The sequence below is a fragment of the Xanthomonas sp. LMG 12459 genome, from assembly GCF_009192905.1.
In the GTDB taxonomy this organism is placed as follows: Bacteria; Pseudomonadota; Gammaproteobacteria; order Xanthomonadales; family Xanthomonadaceae; genus Xanthomonas_A; species Xanthomonas_A sontii.
Window position 1 is genome coordinate 142,792 of sequence record NZ_NSGT01000004.1, and the last position, 16,861, is coordinate 159,652.

15 protein-coding genes are annotated in these 16,861 nt (G+C 68.5%); 7 read left to right on the plus strand and 8 right to left on the minus strand.

Annotation, left to right across the window (positions count from 1 at the left end; genetic code table 11):
* Window positions 1-252: 252 nt before the first annotated feature.
* The 3 genes from CEK65_RS01480 to CEK65_RS01490 form a co-directional block, all read right to left on the minus strand.
* Entirely contained in the window at window positions 253-1,092 is an 840-nt protein-coding gene (locus tag CEK65_RS01480; RefSeq protein ID WP_152180536.1) for an NrdJb, read from the minus strand.
* Window positions 1,093-1,179: 87 nt separating this feature from the next.
* Complete coding sequence (locus CEK65_RS01485) at window positions 1,180-1,860, minus strand: hypothetical protein (protein ID WP_152180537.1); 681 nt, start codon at window positions 1,858-1,860, stop codon at window positions 1,180-1,182.
* A 190-nt stretch (window positions 1,861-2,050) separates the two neighbouring features.
* Window positions 2,051-5,323: an LAGLIDADG family homing endonuclease gene (locus CEK65_RS01490; RefSeq protein WP_152180538.1), complete on the minus strand. Its 3,273-nt coding sequence runs from the start codon at window positions 5,321-5,323 to the stop codon at window positions 2,051-2,053.
* Window positions 5,324-5,817: 494 nt separating this feature from the next.
* On the opposite strand from CEK65_RS01490, the gene CEK65_RS01495 reads away from it, so the two are divergent.
* Window positions 5,818-7,251 (plus strand): Do family serine endopeptidase, encoded by a 1,434-nt coding sequence (locus tag CEK65_RS01495; RefSeq protein WP_152180539.1) that lies wholly within the window; start codon window positions 5,818-5,820, stop codon window positions 7,249-7,251.
* A gap of 10 nt (window positions 7,252-7,261) precedes the next feature.
* Here the strand turns inward: CEK65_RS01495 and CEK65_RS01500 are convergent, their stop codons facing one another.
* Window positions 7,262-7,489, minus strand: coding sequence for a hypothetical protein (locus CEK65_RS01500; protein WP_043094420.1), 228 nt, complete (start codon window positions 7,487-7,489; stop codon window positions 7,262-7,264).
* A 174-nt stretch (window positions 7,490-7,663) separates the two neighbouring features.
* On the opposite strand from CEK65_RS01500, the gene CEK65_RS01505 reads away from it, so the two are divergent.
* From CEK65_RS01505 to CEK65_RS01530, 6 genes are all read left to right on the plus strand, one after another.
* On the plus strand, window positions 7,664-8,035 hold the full coding sequence (locus CEK65_RS01505) for a hypothetical protein (protein ID WP_152180540.1): 372 nt from the start codon (window positions 7,664-7,666) through the stop codon (window positions 8,033-8,035).
* Window positions 8,036-8,042: 7 nt separating this feature from the next.
* Complete coding sequence (locus tag CEK65_RS01510) at window positions 8,043-8,519, plus strand: hypothetical protein (RefSeq protein ID WP_043094419.1); 477 nt, start codon at window positions 8,043-8,045, stop codon at window positions 8,517-8,519.
* The gene (locus CEK65_RS01515; RefSeq protein ID WP_152180541.1) at window positions 8,516-9,010 is read left to right on the plus strand and encodes a hypothetical protein; all 495 of its coding nucleotides are present in this window, start codon (window positions 8,516-8,518) and stop codon (window positions 9,008-9,010) included. Before CEK65_RS01510 ends, CEK65_RS01515 begins: the two co-directional genes overlap by 4 nt.
* Window positions 9,011-9,181: 171 nt before the next feature.
* Window positions 9,182-10,294, plus strand: coding sequence for an AI-2E family transporter (locus CEK65_RS01520; protein ID WP_017910745.1), 1,113 nt, complete (start codon window positions 9,182-9,184; stop codon window positions 10,292-10,294).
* Window positions 10,295-10,405: 111 nt separating this feature from the next.
* Window positions 10,406-11,122, plus strand: coding sequence for an HAD family hydrolase (locus CEK65_RS01525; protein ID WP_152180542.1), 717 nt, complete (start codon window positions 10,406-10,408; stop codon window positions 11,120-11,122).
* 49 nt (window positions 11,123-11,171) lie between these two features.
* Window positions 11,172-12,542 (plus strand): leucyl aminopeptidase family protein, encoded by a 1,371-nt coding sequence (locus CEK65_RS01530; protein WP_148829544.1) that lies wholly within the window; start codon window positions 11,172-11,174, stop codon window positions 12,540-12,542.
* A gap of 87 nt (window positions 12,543-12,629) precedes the next feature.
* Here the strand turns inward: CEK65_RS01530 and CEK65_RS01535 are convergent, their stop codons facing one another.
* The 4 genes from CEK65_RS01535 to CEK65_RS01550 all read right to left on the minus strand — a co-directional run bounded on the left by CEK65_RS01535 (window position 12,630) and on the right by CEK65_RS01550 (window position 16,842).
* Window positions 12,630-13,313 (minus strand): NYN domain-containing protein, encoded by a 684-nt coding sequence (locus tag CEK65_RS01535; protein WP_193314657.1) that lies wholly within the window; start codon window positions 13,311-13,313, stop codon window positions 12,630-12,632.
* Between the two features lie 265 nt (window positions 13,314-13,578).
* Window positions 13,579-14,940, minus strand: coding sequence for a VOC family protein (locus CEK65_RS01540; protein ID WP_152180544.1), 1,362 nt, complete (start codon window positions 14,938-14,940; stop codon window positions 13,579-13,581).
* 392 nt (window positions 14,941-15,332) lie between these two features.
* Window positions 15,333-15,923, minus strand: coding sequence for a hypothetical protein (locus CEK65_RS01545; RefSeq protein ID WP_193314658.1), 591 nt, complete (start codon window positions 15,921-15,923; stop codon window positions 15,333-15,335).
* A gap of 160 nt (window positions 15,924-16,083) precedes the next feature.
* Complete coding sequence (locus tag CEK65_RS01550; protein WP_152180545.1) at window positions 16,084-16,842, minus strand: HAD family hydrolase; 759 nt, start codon at window positions 16,840-16,842, stop codon at window positions 16,084-16,086.
* Window positions 16,843-16,861: the final 19 nt, after the last annotated feature.

Genomic DNA, 16,861 nt, shown 5'->3' on the forward strand with positions numbered 1-16,861 from the left:
CCACTGCCGCGCATCTCAGTCCCACCGAACGTCCCCTGCTAACAGGGGAGCAAGGATGATGTTACGCCGGCACGTCGAACTCCGGAGGCAGGCCCAGATAGGCGTCCAACTAGGCGTTGAGCCCTCATCCGAACACAAATATGGGCGCAACTAGACCTTTATGGGCTCCGCGCTAGCGCCTTATGCGCACTGAAATAGCGCCTTTTGGGTGTTCCCACACAGGCACTCAAGCCTGGCGGCCATGCGAGTCGATCACCCGCACTTCGAATACCCACAATTCAAACATGTCGCACATCCGTCCATGATGACCAGCGCCTTGGTATTGCACTTGTGGCACATCGTGGCCGACGGTGGGAAGCTCGCGCCGTCGCCGGTGACGGCGATGTCCTCTTCGTGGTCGGCGGTGGAGTCGGCGGACACCGCACCCTCGTCCGCCCTGCGGCCACCTTCTCCCGCAGGAGAAGGAACCGCCTTGCTCACTTCACTGTTTTTTTTTGAGCGCTCTTCGTACTGCTTGCGCTTCTCGGCGATCAGCGCGCGCTGGTGGTCGCTCATTTCCGGGTCATGCAGCAGGCCGATCGACTTCATGTGCTCTTCGACGATGCTGCCCAGTTCGGCGACCAGCGACGGCATGTACACGCCGCCGGCCTTGAAGTAGCCGCCCTTGGGGTCGAACACGGCCTTCATCTCGTCGACCAGGAAAGTGACGTCGCCGCCCTTGCGGAACACGGCGGACATGATGCGGGTCAGCGCCACGATCCACTGGAAGTGCTCCATGGACTTGGAGTTGACGAAGATTTCGAACGGGCGGCGCAGTTCGTGCTCGGTGCCGGCATTGAGCACGATGTCGTTGAGGGTCACGTACATGGCGTGTTCCACCAACGGCGATTTGATCTTGTAGGTGCTGCCGATCAGCACGTCCGGGCGCTCGATGCGCTCGTGCATGTGGATGATGTTGTCCGCCGGCGCTTCGGCCTCGGCGGTGGCGCGGTCGATCGACGAGGCGGGCACCGCGGCGGCGGCGTCGCGCGCCTTGTCCTCGGGGGTGACGACGGCGTAGCCCTTGATTTTCTGGTCGATCTTGATGGCCATGAGGCGTGCGTTCCTGGAAGGCGAGCGGGGCGGGCGTGGGGCCCGGCCTCTCTCCCGCGCACGGGAGAGAGGGTGCGTCGGGACGGCTTACTTCTTGGCGCGGGTGGCGGCGGCCTTCTTGCCGGCGGCCTTGCGCACGGCCGTCTTCTTCACGGCGGCGCTCTTCTTGGCGACCTTGGCGGTGCTCTTCTTGACCGCCTTGGCGACCTTCTTCACCGCTTTCTTGGCGACGGCCTTCTTCGCTGCAACCTTCTTCACTGCCTTCTTGGCAACGGCCTTCTTGGCGGCGACCTTCTTGACCGCCTTCTTCGGCGCGGCCTTCTTGGCGGTCACTTTCTTGGCGGTCACTTTCTTGGCCGGCGCCTTCTTCGCCGCGACCTTCTTGGCCGCGGCCTTCTTCGCCGGCGCCTTCTTCGCAGCCGCCTTCTTGGCGGTCTTCTTGCCGCCCTTGGTCAGCGCGGCCGCTTCGGCCTGGGCGCTGGCCTTGGCCGCTTCCAGCTTCTTGCGAGCGCTGGCGACGGTCTTCTTGACGGCCTTGCCGGCCTTTTCGGCGCGCTTGGCGACTGCCTTCTCGGCCTTCTTCACCGCCTTGCGGGTCTTGGCGACCTGGTCCTGCACGCGCTTCTGCACGTTCTCGGCGGTCTGCTTGACCGTGGCGACGGCCTCGCTGGCGGTGGCGGCGATGGTCTCGCCGACGTTGGTGGCGGTTTCTTTCACGTTCTCGGCGACCTGCGTCAGCGTCGCCGTGACGCCATTTCCATTGCTCATAAAACCCTCCTCAGGGTGTCAGTGTTTATGTCACGCGGGCGATGCTATACCGATTGCAGCGAAGCGGGGAGCCGGAAACGGCGACATTCGGCGGACGGTGGGGAAGCGTTGGGGAAGCACGGCGTGCCGCGCTCCAGGGCTTCCACCGCCGCCCTCCCCTCCGCCGGCGCGAAGGGGAGACGGGACGGCGTCAGAACTTGCCGTAATACCCTTCTTTCAGCGCATCGAACAGGTTGGCGGCGGTGTGCATCTCGCCGTCGTATTCGATCTGCTCGTTGCCCTTGACCTCGACCACGCTGCCGTCTTCCAGCTCGAAGCGGTAGGTGGTGTTCTCCAGGTCCGCCTCCTTCACCAGCACGCCCTGGAAGGCGGCCGGGTTGAAGCGGAACGTGGTGCAGCCCTTCAGCCCCTGCTGGTGGGCGTAGCGGTAGATGTCCTTGAACTGCTCGTAGGGATAGTCGGTGGGGACGTTGGCGGTCTTGGAGATGGAGCTGTCCACCCACTTCTGCGCGGCGGCCTGCACGTCCACGTGTTCCTTGGGGTGGATGTCGTCGGCGGCGATGAAGTACTCCGGCAGGCGCGCGGCGGCGTCCTCGGCGAACGGCATCGCCTTGGCGTTGACCAGGTGGCGGTAGGCCAGCAGCTCGAAGGAGAACACGTCCACCTTCTCCTTGCTCTTCTTGCCCTCGCGGATCACGTTGCGGCTGTAGTGGTGGGCGAAGCTCGGCTCGATGCCGTTGGAGGCGTTGTTGGCCAGGCTCAACGAAATGGTGCCGGTGGGGGCGATGGAGCTGTGGTGGGTGAAGCGCGCGCCCACCTCGGCCAGTTCCTCGACCAGCGCCGGCGCCACCTCGGCGATGCGCTGCATGTAGCGGCTGTACTTGGCGTGCAGCAGCCGGCCCTCGATGCGCTCACCGACGCGCCAGCCATCGCGCACCATCTCCGGGCGCTGCCGCAGCATCGCCGCGGTGACCTCGAAGGTCTCCTGCATGATCGGCGCCGGGCCCTTCTCCTTGGCCAGCGACAGCGCGGTCTCCCAGCCGGCCACGGCCATCTCGCGGGCGATGGACTCGGTGAACTCGCAGGACTCGGCGCTGCCGTACTTCATGCGCAGCATGGTCATGGTCGAGCCCAGGCCGAGGAAGCCCATGCCGTGGCGGCGCTTGCGCATGATCTCGTCGCGCTGCTGCTGCAGCGGCAGGCCGTTGACCTCGACCACGTTGTCGAGCATGCGGGTGAACACCCGCACCACTTCCTTGTATTCCTCCCAGTCGAAGCGGGCGCGCTCGGTGAACGGCTCGCGCACGAAGGTGGTGAGGTTGATCGAGCCGAGCAGGCAGGCGCCGTAGGGCGGCAATGGTTGCTCGCCGCAATTGTGGGCGTGCAGGCCGTTGCCGTCGAAGGTGTTGATGCCGGGGACCTGCACGTCGTAGACGTCTTCGATGCCATCGGCGGCCACCGACTGCACGGTCGCCACGAAACGCTCGCGGTTCAACTGGCGACGATAGCCGGACAGCAGCGCCTTGAGGCGGTTGGCCTTGGCGGTGTCGGCAAAGCCCACCCGCTGGGCGAAGGCATCGAGGTTGTCGCCGCTGACGACCAGTTCGTGCTGCGCCTTGGTGACGTAGGCACGCGTGCCGCCGTGCCCGTCGGGCAGCAACGCGGTGCCGGCGGAGCGCCGGTCGCGGTAGATCTGCGAGGCGATGCCCAGCCGCAACAGCATGCGCTGCGCTGCCTCCAGCCGCGCCAGGTCCGACTGTGCCAGGCGCACGCTGACGCCCTTCTCCTGGCTGCCCTGCACCGAGCCGTCGGTGTCGAACAGGCCGCGCAGGAAGCCGCGATGGAAATCGCTGGAGGTCTTCTCGACGGCCGGGGTGATCGCCTTGTCGCCCGGACGCAGGCCCAGCTCCAGCGCCAGGTCGCGCAAGGCGGCCGACTTCAGGCGGTACTCGCCACGGTCGCGCACCTCGCTCCAGCCGGCGAAGTCGGCACGGTGCGGCAGGCTGCGCGCGCAGCGCAGGGCTTCGTCCATCAGCGCCACCGGTGCCAGCGGCGCCGCATTGACGGCGGCGGCCTGCGACCAGACCGAGACCACGGCGGCGTCCTGCTTGAGCGTGCCGTCGCCCACCAGCATGCCGAGAAGGAAACCTTCCTCATAGCTGCGCGCGCCGCCCCACTCGGCACCGGCACGGTGATTGTTGAGCAGCACCCGATCGCCTGCGACCAGTTGGTCCGCCTGGCACCATTGGGTGTCCAGCGACCAGCGGGTCTGGCGCACCACGCGCCGCACGCGGTGGTCTGCGGTCAGACGCAGCGCGTAACCTTCCTGCGTCTGCAGTCGCACCACCTGCTTGTGCGCGGTCTTGAAGAAACCCTCCGCACCGGTGGCATGGTCGCCGCCATCGACCCGCGCCAGGAACGGCGTTCCCAGCAGATCGGCGACCTGACGCGGCCCCTCGGCGGTCTGCACCCAGGTATCGGCGGTCACGCAGGGATTGGTCGCGCGGATGTTCTCGCACCACCAGTTGTTGTTCATTTCGTTGACGCGGTCGATCAGGATGAAACCCGGCTCGGCGTAATCGTAGGTGGAGACCATGATCATGTCCCACAGGTGGCGGGCGCGGATGTGCCCGTACACCTTGCACGCGACCAGGCCGTCGTCGCGCACGATGTAGTCCTTGTGCGTGGGCCAGTCGCGCCACACCACGGCGCTGGCGTCGGCCAGGTCCACGTCGGCCTCTTCCTTGCGGTTCACCGGGAACACCAGCGGCCAGTCGGCGTCCTGCTCCACCGCCTGCATGAAGCCGTCGGTGATCAGCAGCGACAGGTTGAACTGGCGCAGGCGCCCGTCCTCGCGCTTGGCGCGGATGAAGTCCTTCACGTCCGGGTGGGACACGTCGAAGGTGCCCATCTGCGCACCGCGGCGGCCGCCCGCCGAGGACACGGTGAAGCACATCTTGTCGAAGATATCCATGAACGACATCGGCCCGGAGGTGTAGGCGCCGGCGCCGGCCACGAACGCGCCGCGCGGGCGCAGCGTGCTGAACTCGTAGCCGATGCCGCAGCCGGCCTTGAGGGTCAGCCCGGCCTCGTGGACCTTCTCCAGGATGCCGTCCATCGAGTCGGTGATGGTGCCCGACACGGTGCAGTTGATGGTGCTGGTGGCCGGCTTGTGTTCCTGCGCGCCGGCATTGGAGGTGATGCGCCCGGCCGGGATCGCGCCGCGGCGCAGCGCCCAGGCGAAGCGCTCGAACCAGTAGGCGCGCTGCTCCTCGCCGACCTCGGCATCGGCCAGCGCCCGCGCCACGCGCAGGTAGGTGCCGTCGATGTCGGCATCCAGCGGATCGCCCTGCTTGGTCTTGAGCCGATACTTCTTGTCCCAGATGTCCTGCGACGCCGGCTGCATCGGGATGGGGTCGTGCTTGGATCCGGTCTGGACGACTTCCAGGCGCACCGTACTCATTCTGCTGTGTTCTCCTCGAACCTGTCCCGATGGGGCGGATGGGTGGTCATCCGCCGTGTGTCTTGTCTCTATCGCACTTGCGCTGCACGGCAGCGACGGCCGCGGCAGCGCACGCGGCGCCTACCCTCGACCGACCGAAATTCCCCGAATCCGCGACGTCCATTGTCACCGTCCCGTCATGCAACGCCGAGCGCGCCCCTGGATGTGAAGTCCCGGTGAAGAAAACCCTAGCTCTAGTGCCGTACCGAATCGATACCGCTACATGTAGTGGCTAATGCAAGCGTGAACGCTAACGCCGGGCAGGCCGACTGTCAACGTCGTCGCGCGCCGATCACGTGCCGTCGAGCGGGTGTGCACGCGGGGTGCCGTGGCGGCCTTGCGCAGGCGGCGTCGGAACGCTTTCACTGGCGGTTAAACGCCGCGCGTTCATCTTGATTTACGCGCACGCGCGCCCATCTGCCCCACGTCTCCCGCGTTCCCCGGAAACCGACCTCATGCGACCGCTGCCCACGCTGCTGACCCTGACCGCCGCCGCTGCCTTCGGCGGTTTCGCCGCCACCGCCATCAATGCGCAACTGGACAACCGCGCCGAGGCCGCGCCGGTCGCGGCGCCGCCGTTGTCCGGGGCCGCGCGCCTGCCGTCCGCGGTGGCCGGCGAGCCGCTGCCGTCGCTGGCGCCGATGCTGCAGAAGGTGATGCCGGCGGTGGTGAGCATCAACACCAAGCAAGTCGTGCGGGTGCGCAATCCGTTCTTCAACGACCCGATCCTGCGCCGCCTGTTCCCGGACATCCCGCAGGAGCGCATCAACGAATCGCTGGGTTCGGGCGTGATCATCGACGCGAAGAACGGCTACGTGCTGACCAACCACCACGTGGTGGAGAACGCCGACGACGTGCAGGTGACCCTGGCCGACGGGCGCAGCTTCAAGGCCGAGTTCATGGGCTCGGACGCGGACACCGACATCGCGCTGATCCGGATCAAGGCCGACAACCTCACCGAGATCCGCCTGGGCGACAGCGACAAGCTGCGCGTGGGCGATTTCGTCGCGGCCATCGGCAACCCGTTCGGCTTCACCCAGACCGTCACCTCCGGCATCGTCTCGGCGATGGGCCGCAACGGCATCCGCGGCCTGGGCTACCAGAACTTCATCCAGACCGACGCCTCGATCAACCCCGGCAACTCCGGCGGCGCGCTGGTGGACCTGCGCGGCGAACTGGTCGGCATCAACACCGCCAGCTTCAACCCGCAGGGCAGCATGGCCGGCAACATCGGCCTGGGCCTGGCGATCCCGTCGAACCTGGCGCGCGCGGTGGTCGACCAGTTGATCAAGAACAACGGGGTGATGATCCGCGGCACCCTGGGCATCGAGACGCAGAACCTGACCACGCAGATGGCGCAGGGCCTGGGCCTGTCGGCGCCGCGCGGGGCGCTGGTGACGCGGGTGCTGGCCGGCTCGGCGGCCGCGGCCGCCGGGCTGCAGCCGGGCGATGTGATCACCGGCGCCAACGGCGAGCGCCTGGACAGCGCCGAGGCGCTGCACAACTACGAGGGCCTGCAGCCGGTGGGCAGCACGGTGACCCTGGACGTGCGCCGCGACGGCAAGCCGCTGCAGCTCAAGGCCACGCTCAAGGAACAGCCGCGCGCGATCAGCGGCGAGTCGCTGGATCCGCGGCTGAGCGGCGCCACCTTCGCCGACCTGCCCGAATCGCTGCGCCAGTCCGGCATCTCCGGCGTGCTGATCGGCAACGTGGCGCGCGGCAGCCGTGCGGCGCGCAACGGCCTGGCCAGCGGCGACATCGTGGTGGCCGCCTCGGTCGGCGAATTCGCCGACCTGGCCAGCTACCGCGCCAACTTCGCGCGCAAGCCGGCGCAACTGGTGCTGCGCGTGGTGCGCGGCGGCGCGCAGGCCGACCTGGTCATGCAGTGAGCCGGCACGCTCAGTCCAGGCGCGCGGCGTAGTCGTCGCGCACGTGCTGGTTCAAGTAGGTTGTGAGGCCGCGCCCGGCCGCGGCCAGGCGCTGCATCTCCATGACCTGGAGCAGGCCGGGATGCTGGCGGTCGTAGCGGTAGGTGGCGCCGTCGGCGAAGCGCAGCACGATCCAGTCCGGGCCGCTGTCGTAGGCGACCACCCCGGCATGGCCGCTCCGGTTGCCGTACGCATGCATGACAGTCACTCCGGGACTTGGCCGCTCGGCGGCGAGCGCCGACACTATGGCGCACTGCCTGCGGCGACGAGCTAACACCCCGTACACCCCGCCGATGGTATTGGTGTCGCCCCGTTCTGCGCAGCGTCCGCGATGGCGGACGGCAGGCCCCCAAACCCCAGAGGAGACATGCCCATGAATGCCAGCCCGACCAATACCGAGAACCTCAAGGACAACCTGAGCGAAGCCGGCGCGCACCTGAAGTCCGCGGCCAGCTATGCCGGCGACGCGATCAAGGGCGCTGCCGGTGCCGCCGGCGAAGAACTGAAGCTGGGCAAGGCCAACGTCAAGGCCGAGCTGTCCGACAGCGCGCTGTCCGGGTTGGCGGCGGCCGAGTTCGGCGGTGCGGCGGCGAAGGAGCAGGTGGACGTGCTGCTGGACAAGGGCCGCGACCTGATCGACAGCGCCGCCGAGCTGATCCGCGAGCGTCCGTTGGCCTCGTTCGGCATGGCCTTCGCCACCGGCTGGATCATCGCCAAGCTGGCGCGCAGCGGCGGCGACAAGTAAGTCGCGCGTGAGCCAGGAGCAGGCCCGCACCGACGGCGCCGCGGCAGACGCCGCGGCCGCACCGTCGCTGGAGGAATCCTTCCGCGCGCTCGGCACGGCCGGGCGCGAAGGACTCAATGCCACCCTGGACACCGGCCGCGCGCTGCGCAAGCTGGTGGCCGCGGACTTCGCCCTGGCCCGCGCCGCACTGGCGCGGGCGCTGGTGTGGTTGACCGTGTCGGTGGCGTTCGGCGCCTCGGCCTGGATGCTGCTGATGGGCGCGATGATCGCCCTGCTGCAGCGCATGGGCTGGTCGTGGCTGGCGTCGATCTCGGCGACCGCGGCCTTCAGCCTGGTGGTCACCGCGCTCGGCGCCTGGCAGGCGCTGCGTTACTTCGACATGAGCAAGCTCGACGCCACCCGCCGCCAGTTGGCCAAGCTGGGCATCGGCGGCGACGACGAGGACGGCGACGAGGATGTCGCCAAGCGCGAGGCCACACCATGACCCTGCGGCAATTGCAGCACCGCATCGCCCGCGCCGAAGCGGTGCTGGAAGGACGCCAGGAGCAGGTGCGCACGCACTGGACGACCCTGCAGCAGGTCTGGCGCGAAGGCTGGACACCGTGGCGGATCGTGATCGTCGGCCTCGGCACCGGCTTCCTGGTCGGCCGCGCCGAACCGGCGGCGGTGGTCGGCAAGCTCGGCGGCGCGCGCTGGCTGCAGATGCTCAGCGCGCTCTCCAGCCTGATCAACGCCACCACCGCCAAGAGCGCGTCCGATGACGCCGAGCGCGCCTCCGACGATGCCGAGGAAGCGGCGGACACCGCACAGGATGCGGCCGTGGATGCCGCCACCCAGGCCCCGCCTCCCGTTGCACCCGTTCCCCCATCCGCTGTCCGCCCGCAGCCGCCGCGGCCGCCGATGGCCTCGCGCCCCGGGCAACCCGCCGCGGCCGAAGCGGCCACCGACCTGTCCGAGCGCCAGGGCAAGGACTGACGTTCCTGGGATCGGCGCGTGGCTGGCATGGGCCGCCACGCCGCGCGCACGCGGCGGCCACGCCGCCTTGATATCGCGCCGGCCACGATCCGGCCTACACTTCGCTTCCTTTTCGACGCCGTTCGGCGCGTGCACTGCGGCGCGCGCCGCGGCCACTGCATCGCAGGTCCGATGAGCACAGTTCCCGATCCCGCGGTCGTCGCCGACGACGCCCCGCACGGCCCCCTGCCGCCGCCGCCCGCTCCACGCCCGCGCGGACCGGTCTCGCTGGTGGTGCTGGCCACCCTGGCGGTCTGCTACACGCTGTGGGCCGCGCAGGACGTGATCCTGCCGATCCTGCTCGCCGCCTTCTTCGCCCTGGTCGGCAACCCGATCCTGCGCATGCTGCAACGGCTGTACCTGCCGCGCTTCCTGGCCGCGCTGCTGGTGCTGCTGTCGGGCATGGCGGTGGCGACGACGCTGACCGTGCAACTGGCCGGCCCCGCCGCCGAGTGGGCGCAGCAGGCGCCGGCACAGCTGCGCCATCTGGCCACCCAGGTGCGCGACCTGACCAAGCCGATGCAGCAGGCCAACCAGGCCGCGGAAAACTTCGCCCGCGCCGCCGGCGGCGAAAGCGGACGCCGCGTGCAGGTGATCCGCACGCAGATGGACGACCCGTACAAGGCACTGGTGCGGACCCCGCGGGTGGCCGCCTCGGCGCTGGCGGTGGTGTTGCTGACGTTCTTCTTCATGGTGTTCGGCGAGAACCTGCAGCGCCATGCGATCGCGCTGCTGCCCAGCCGCCAGCAACAGAAATTCACTACCGAGATCCTGCGCTCGATCGAACGCGAGGTCTCGCGCTACGTTCTGACCATCACCGTGATCAATACGCTGGTGGGCCTGATCTTCGCCGGCATTCTGATCCTGCTGGGCATTCCGCCACAGGAAGCGCTGCTGTGGGGCACGGTGGTGGCGCTGCTGAATTTCGCGCCCTACGTGGGGCCGCTGATCGGCGCGGTGCTGATGCTGCTGATGGGCTTCGTCGCCTTCCGCGAACCGCTGAGCGCGGCGCTACCGGCGATCCTGTACCTGGCGCTGCACACCCTGGAAGGCCAGGTGGTGACGCCGATCGTGCTCGGCCGGCGCATGGCGATCTCGCCGTTGATGCTGATCCTGGCGCTGATGCTGTTCGGCTGGCTGTGGGGCATGATCGGCCTGCTGCTGGCGGTGCCGCTGCTGGTGTGCATCAAGATGGTGCTGGCGCGGGTCGAAGGCATGCAGCGTTGGGCGCGGTTGCTTGAGTGAAACGGGATTCGGGAGTCGGGATTGGGGATTGGTGGAAGCGCGCGGGTACTGTCTACCGGGCACGGCCATCGTAGGCCTCGGCGCTTGGCGTAAAATGCGCCGGTGACTTCCATGCCCTCCTTCCCCGTCCGCGCGATCACGCTGGATCTGGACGACACCCTGTGGCCGTTCGCACCGATCGGCGCGCGCATCGAGCAGGTGCTGCACGACTGGCTGCTGCAGCACAGCCCGGCCACCGCCGCGCGCTTCCCGGTCGCGGCGATGCGACAGCTGCGCGAAGAAGTGTTCGCCGCGCATCCGCACCTGCACCACGACCTCAGCGAACTGCGTCGGCTGACCCTGCGCCGTGCGCTGCAGGACAGCGGCGCCGATGAAGCGTTGCTGGAACCTGCGTATGCGGTGTTCCATGCCGCGCGCAATCAGGTGGAGTGCTATCCGGACAGCATCGCCGCGCTGGAGCGCATCGCCGCGCGCGTGCCGGTGGTGGCGCTGAGCAACGGCAACGCCGACCTGGCCACGATCGGCCTGGACCACCATTTCGCCTTCCAGCTCAGTGCCCGCGAACACGGTGCGGCCAAGCCGGACCCAGGCATCTTCCGCGCCGCCTGCGCGCGCCTGGGCCTGCCCTGCGCACAGGTGCTGCACGTGGGCGACCATATCGAGATCGACGTGGTCGGTGCGATGCAGGCCGGCCTGCGCGGTTGCTGGATCAACCGCGAGGCGCAGGCCTGGCATCCGCCGACCCCGCCCGATCTGCACTTCGACACCCTCACCGGCCTGGCCGACTGGCTGGACGCGACCCAGCCGGCCGACGCGGCGCGCGCCTGATCCGCGCCCTCTCGCCCACCGGTCTTCTCCCTCTTCCAAGGATCCGCTGATGTCCCTGCCGACCGGCTTCACCGACGCCTCCACCCACGCACTGCCGCTGTACGTGCTCGACCGCGAGCACCTGGCCGAATGGCGCGCGGCGCAATCGCCGGCGTGGGTGGCGTGGATGGACACCCAGCAGTTCATGGCCGCGCCGGGCAGCGTGCTGCTGCTGCCGGGTGCCGACGGCGTGGCGGCGGCGGTGCTGGGCGTCGGCGATCGCGGCGATGCGTATGCCTACGCGCATGCGCCGTTCGCGCTGCCGGCCGGCAGCACCTGGCGCGTGGACAGCGCGCTGGACGCCGACACGCTGGCGACCCTGCACCTGGGCTGGGGCCTGGGCAGCTACCGCTTCGCCCGCTACAAGCAACCGCCGCGGCTGCCGGCACAGTTGCTGGCCACGCCGCAGGCCGAAGTGTGCGACCTGATCGCCGCCAGCCTGCGCGTGCGCGACTGGGTCAACACGCCGACCGAGCACATGGGGCCGGAGCAACTGGAAGAGGCCGCACGCGCGATCGCGCAGGAACACGGCGCGCAGTTCGAGAGCATCGTCGGCGACGCGCTGCTGGAGCAGAACTTCCCGGCGATCCACGCGGTCGGCCGCGCCTCGCACCGCGCGCCGCGGCTGCTGGTGCTGCGCTGGGGCGAGGAAGCGCACCCGCACGTGGCGCTGGTCGGCAAGGGCGTGTGCTTCGATACCGGCGGCCTGGACCTGAAGCCGGCCGACGGCATGCGCAACATGAAGAAGGACATGGGCGGCGCCGCACACGCGCTGGCGCTGGCCGGGCTGGTGATGGCGCAGCGCCTGCCGCTGCGGCTGACCGTGCTGCTGCCGGCGGTGGAGAACGCGGTCGGCCCGAACGCGTTCCGCCCGGGCGAGGTGATCGCCACCCGCCAGGGCACCAGCGTGGAGATCGACAACACCGACGCCGAAGGCCGCCTGGTGCTGTGCGATGCGCTGGCCTACGCCGGCGAGCAGCGCCCCGACGCGATCCTGGATTTCGCCACGCTGACCGGCGCGGCGCGCATCGCCCTGGGTCCGGATCTGCCGGCACTGTTCTGCAACGACGACACGCTGGCGCAGGCCTGGATCGCCGCCGGCGAGCGCACCCGCGACCCGGTCTGGCGCATGCCGCTGTGGCGTCCTTACCTGCGCTATCTCACCAGCTCGGTTGCCGACCTGGCCAACGCCGGCTCGCGCATGGCCGGCGCAGTGACCGCGGCGCTGTACCTGGAGCGTTTCGTGCCGGCGCGGCAGGCCTGGGCGCACCTGGACGTGTACGCCTGGAACGACAGCGACCGCCCCGGCCGCCCGGCGGGTGGCGAAGCACTGGCGCTGCGTTCGGCGTATGCCATGCTGAAGGCGCGTTACGCGGGGTAAATCCGGCAGGAGCACGGCGCGCGACCTAGATCTTGTCGAGGACAGCACCTCGCGCCATTCGTTTCGAATTCCGAGGCGCGGAACCGGTCATGCCGCCAGCGCGTCTATCAGAGATTTAGCTGTCGACACAATCATAAGATCTGCGTTCTCGACCACATCCTCTTTTGTTCCATGGCCGAGACTGAACAAATAGAGTTGCGCGCCTTCCCGACGCGCAAACTTCATTGCAGGAATGAAGTCACTGTCTGCCGTGACAAGTACGATGACTTCCACATGCTTTTTTAGAGTCAAGGCAGCGATATCCATGCCGATACGCATGTCCACGCCTTTTTGCTTGATGACCGGTTTCAGGTCCGAGCTTTTCAGCTTCAACGTGTCAGACCCGGCATCGTAGTTCCCCGCGCTCTTCAGCGACTTGAACTTTGCCATCCAACCATCGTGGCTGCATTCGCCCTGACGAAGCGCAAAATGGGGAAGCTTGGCAACATCATGGGGAAGCTTGGCAACATCCCTCACCAAGGCCACGTTGGATTGGAACACAGGCGTCTTGTCGTACTCGATGACCTCGCCAGTGACAGGCTGCTCAACCGATCTTCCAAGTGGCGCAGCGTCGTAGTAGTAGACGCGATGCAGAAGGCAATCCTGAAGGCATTCGTGCTTGCGAATTGCCTCTACAAGTTGCTGTATGCGGTTGGCGGAAACTTCACCGCTCGACTTCAATTTTCTTTTGACGAATCCCGCATCCAGCAGGACGGCAAAGCGCCGATGCATGCCCATCTCCCTAGGCAATAAGATGGCCGGATGCAGGTGGGGGTCAAGCCCCGCTTATATGTCACCTGCAAACGGCCGGTTTTCGGTTCAAATACTGATACCAATCGACGGTACCGTCAAGTGAAACCCCTACCAGTGACGCCGGCAGTTTCAAATCAGGCGACATCATTGGTGGTGCAACCAAAACTCGGACATCCAGAGACAAGTAGCCACGACGTCGGACATCGTCCTTGTCTTACCGCCGTTGACAACAGGAACACAGCTGTCAACCCGCCAACGCCTCCAGCGAATCGCGCTCGATACCGGCGTAGATGGCGAACTCGTCGTGCACTGTCGCGCCCAGCGCCTGCTCGAACGCGGCGCGGTTGGCGTGCGCGGCGTAGGCGCGCTGTTCGCCGCCGCCGAGGTTGGACTGGAAGATGCCGGCGGCGCTGACAGGCAGGAAATCCTCGTAGACGATCGGGTCGGCGCTGACCAGGCCGTCGGCGATCAGCGCTTCGGCTGGCTTGCCGGCCAGGGCCGCAGCGCCGGCGGCGCGACCGGCATCGGTGAGGGCGTAGCGGAAATAGCCCAGGCCCTCGCGACGCAGGGTGGCGTAGTCGTCGGGGAAGTCGGCGAAGGCGGCCTGCAGGCGCGTGGCGTAGTCGGCACCGGCGCTACCGTCGGCGGCGCGTGCGCGTTCCAGCAGCGCGTCGTACAGCGCGCGGCCCTTCGGCGTCAGGGCCAGGCCGCGCTGCTCGATCTCGCCGAACCGCGCGGTGTGGGTGCCGGCCTCGGCGCCGTCCGCGCCGGCGGGGAAGCGCACGGTTTCCTCCAGCGCCTTGAAGCTGGTCTGGCGCAGCAGGATCGGGCAGGCGCGACGCGGCGGGCCTTCGATCACCGCCTTGGCGTCGATGCCCCGGCGCAGCATTTCCGCCTGCGCCGCGTCGATGTCCAGGGTGCGCGGGGTCAGGTGGTTGATGTGCGGGCCATGGAAGCTGACCACGTCGGCGATCAATTTGTGCGCTTCGCTCAGCGCGCGGTAGGTCGGCAGGCTCACGGTCGCGTCGCTGTGCCAGCGGAAGGTTTCCAGCGCCTCGGCGACGAAGCGCTGCGCGTCGGCGTCGGCCAGGCCGCCGTCGCGTTCGCACTGCGCGATCAACGCGAGCGCGCCGTCGGTGAAGATGCGCCGCTTGGCGAGGATCTGCGCCGCCTGCTCGCGCAGCGCCGGGTCCTCGATCAGCTCCAGCCGCAGCAGCGAGGTGAACACGCGGAACGGATTGCGCGCCAGCGCCGCCGCCTCCAGCGGGCGGAACGCGGTGGAGTGCACCGGCACGCCGGCCACCGACAGGTCGTAATAGCCGACCGGCGCCATGCCCATCACCGCGAACAGGCGGCGCAGCGTGGCCAGTTCCTCGGCGGTGCCGACGCGGATCGCGCCGTGCCGCTCCTGGTCCAGGCGCGCGCGTTCGTCGTTGCGCTGCAGCTGCGCCTCCAGTGCCGGGTCCGCAGCCAGGGTCTGCGCATTGACCTGCGCCACCAGCTCCATCAGCGTGCCATACAACGGCACCTCGGTGCGGTACATGTCGGACATGGCCTGCGCGAACAGGCTGCGGATAGCGTCGGGCGAAACGAAGGCGTTGGTCATCGGGCGGTCCGGAGCGGCGGTGGCGCCGGCAGCAGGACCGGCAGAACGCCTATTCTCGCGCCGCGACGGCGGCGCGGCCAGTGTGGATGAATGGGCGGCGCGTACCGGTGCGGCACGGGAGTGGCCGGCACCGCTGTCTCCTTCTCCCGCCGGGAGAAGGTGCCCCGCAGGGGCGGATGAGGGTCCGGGCGCAGCCTCGTGCACCCAAACTGCCTGGGGCGCTGCGCGCCCAGACCCTCACCCCAACCCCTCTCCCGGGGGGAGAGGGGCTCGTGCGCGCTGAAGTGGATGCATAACGTCGCCTGCGTGCCGTGCAGGCAAAACGGGACGTTCGCGCAGCGACATGGGCGAACGTGCAGGCGGCCGCTCTGTGTCGTTGTGCTCCCCCGCGCTTAGTGCGTGCGCGCAGATCCGTCCTGCGGCTGTGTCGCGGCGCGATCGCGTGCGGCGCGGTCGCCCAGTTGCCGGCGCAGCAGCGCGTCCAGCACGATCGGCCGATCCCAGTGGTCGTAGCTGGCGACGATGGCATGGCGCAGCGCGCGGTAGGCCAGCGAGCCGGGCGGCGCGTCCATGTCGCTCGCCACCACTGCCCAGCCGGCCGGGACGCCGGCCGCGGTGCGGGCGCGCACCACCTCGCGGTAAGGCCGTCCCGCGGCCTTGGCCAGGAACGCGGCGACATAGACATCGCGCGGCGGCCAGCGCCGATCGCGCAGCAGCACTTCGGCATAGCCGCGCGGCATCTGCGCGTAGCGCGCGACCTCGTCGAGGAAGCTGTCGGGGTAGCGCGCGGCGTAGCGGTCGATGTCCAGCAACTGCCGATCGATCCAGGCATCGTCGGTACCGGGCACCTCGACCGGTGCCGTTTCCCCGCTCTCGGAGGCAGGGGCGCGCGAGGGCGCTACCGCCCCCTGCGCCAGCGCCGGGCCGGCAGCCAACAGGGCGGCGCTCAGTAACAGACCGGCAGGAGACGGAAGCGGAGGCATGCGTCGATTCTGCCGGAGGCAGTGGGCGCTGTCAGTGCGGCAAGGCAGGACGACAGCCGGCAGGCACGCGCAGCGCAGGCTCGGCGGTGTCGCGGCTGAAGTCCCTCCTACGCGACAAGGCCAGAGGCCGGTACACCACGCCGCCTGACGCGGCAGCGGCTCAGCCCCGCTGCAGGCCCGCCGCATGCCGGTTGAGATCGGCCACCGCCTGTGGCCAATCCGCGGCCGCGGCCACTTCGCGCAGGCGTGGTTCGTCGGCCGACAGCCCGTGCTCGGCCTCGTGCGCCCAGGTGGTGGTGTATGGCGTATGGATGCCCCAGCCGCCGAGCGCGATCACCGGCTCCACGTCCGAGCGCAGCGAGTTGCCGATCATCACGAAGCGCTCGGCGCCGATTCCGAACTCGGACAGCACCTTGGCGTAGGTCTTGGGATCCTTCTCCGACACCACCTCGATACGCGGAAACAGCTCGCCCAGGCCGGACTGCGCGATCTTGGCTTCCTGATGGAACAGGTCGCCCTTGGTGATCAGCACGATCTCGAACTCGGCGGCGATCGCCGCCACCGCCTCGCGCACGCCGGCGATCACCTCCACCGGATGCTGCAGGGTGGCGCGGCCGATCTCGATGATGCGCCCGATGTCGCGCGCGGAAATGCGCGCGTCGGTCAGCTCGATCGCCGCCTCGATCATCGACAGGGTCATGCCCTTCACGCCATACCCGAAGACCTTGAGATTGCGGCGCTCCACCGCCAGCAGATGCTGCAGGGTGCCGGCATCCTGCAGGTCCAGGTACTGGCCGAGGATGGCTTCGAACGCGGCCTCGGCGTCGCGGTAATAATCCTCGCTCTTCCACAGGGTGTCGTCGCCGTCGAAGCCGACCAGGGCGATGGGAGAGGAACGCAAGGCGGTAGGTGTCGGCATCATCCGCCAAGCATAGCAG

Excerpts from the sequence above, each read along its gene's own strand:
- CEK65_RS01480 (WP_152180536.1), bottom strand. The coding sequence starts at position 1,092 with ATGGCCATCAAGATCGACCAGAAAATCAAGGGCTACGCCGTCGTCACC.
- CEK65_RS01485 (WP_152180537.1), bottom strand. The coding sequence starts at position 1,860 with ATGAGCAATGGAAATGGCGTCACGGCGACGCTGACGCAGGTCGCCGAG.
- CEK65_RS01490 (WP_152180538.1), bottom strand. The coding sequence starts at position 5,323 with ATGAGTACGGTGCGCCTGGAAGTCGTCCAGACCGGATCCAAGCACGAC.
- CEK65_RS01495 (WP_152180539.1), top strand. The coding sequence starts at position 5,818 with ATGCGACCGCTGCCCACGCTGCTGACCCTGACCGCCGCCGCTGCCTTC.
- CEK65_RS01500 (WP_043094420.1), bottom strand. The coding sequence starts at position 7,489 with ATGCATGCGTACGGCAACCGGAGCGGCCATGCCGGGGTGGTCGCCTAC.
- CEK65_RS01505 (WP_152180540.1), top strand. The coding sequence starts at position 7,664 with ATGAATGCCAGCCCGACCAATACCGAGAACCTCAAGGACAACCTGAGC.
- CEK65_RS01515 (WP_152180541.1), top strand. The coding sequence starts at position 8,516 with ATGACCCTGCGGCAATTGCAGCACCGCATCGCCCGCGCCGAAGCGGTG.
- CEK65_RS01520 (WP_017910745.1), top strand. The coding sequence starts at position 9,182 with ATGAGCACAGTTCCCGATCCCGCGGTCGTCGCCGACGACGCCCCGCAC.
- CEK65_RS01525 (WP_152180542.1), top strand. The coding sequence starts at position 10,406 with ATGCCCTCCTTCCCCGTCCGCGCGATCACGCTGGATCTGGACGACACC.
- CEK65_RS01530 (WP_148829544.1), top strand. The coding sequence starts at position 11,172 with ATGTCCCTGCCGACCGGCTTCACCGACGCCTCCACCCACGCACTGCCG.
- CEK65_RS01535 (WP_193314657.1), bottom strand. The coding sequence starts at position 13,313 with ATGCATCGGCGCTTTGCCGTCCTGCTGGATGCGGGATTCGTCAAAAGA.
- CEK65_RS01540 (WP_152180544.1), bottom strand. The coding sequence starts at position 14,940 with ATGACCAACGCCTTCGTTTCGCCCGACGCTATCCGCAGCCTGTTCGCG.
- CEK65_RS01545 (WP_193314658.1), bottom strand. The coding sequence starts at position 15,923 with ATGCCTCCGCTTCCGTCTCCTGCCGGTCTGTTACTGAGCGCCGCCCTG.
- CEK65_RS01550 (WP_152180545.1), bottom strand. The coding sequence starts at position 16,842 with ATGCCGACACCTACCGCCTTGCGTTCCTCTCCCATCGCCCTGGTCGGC.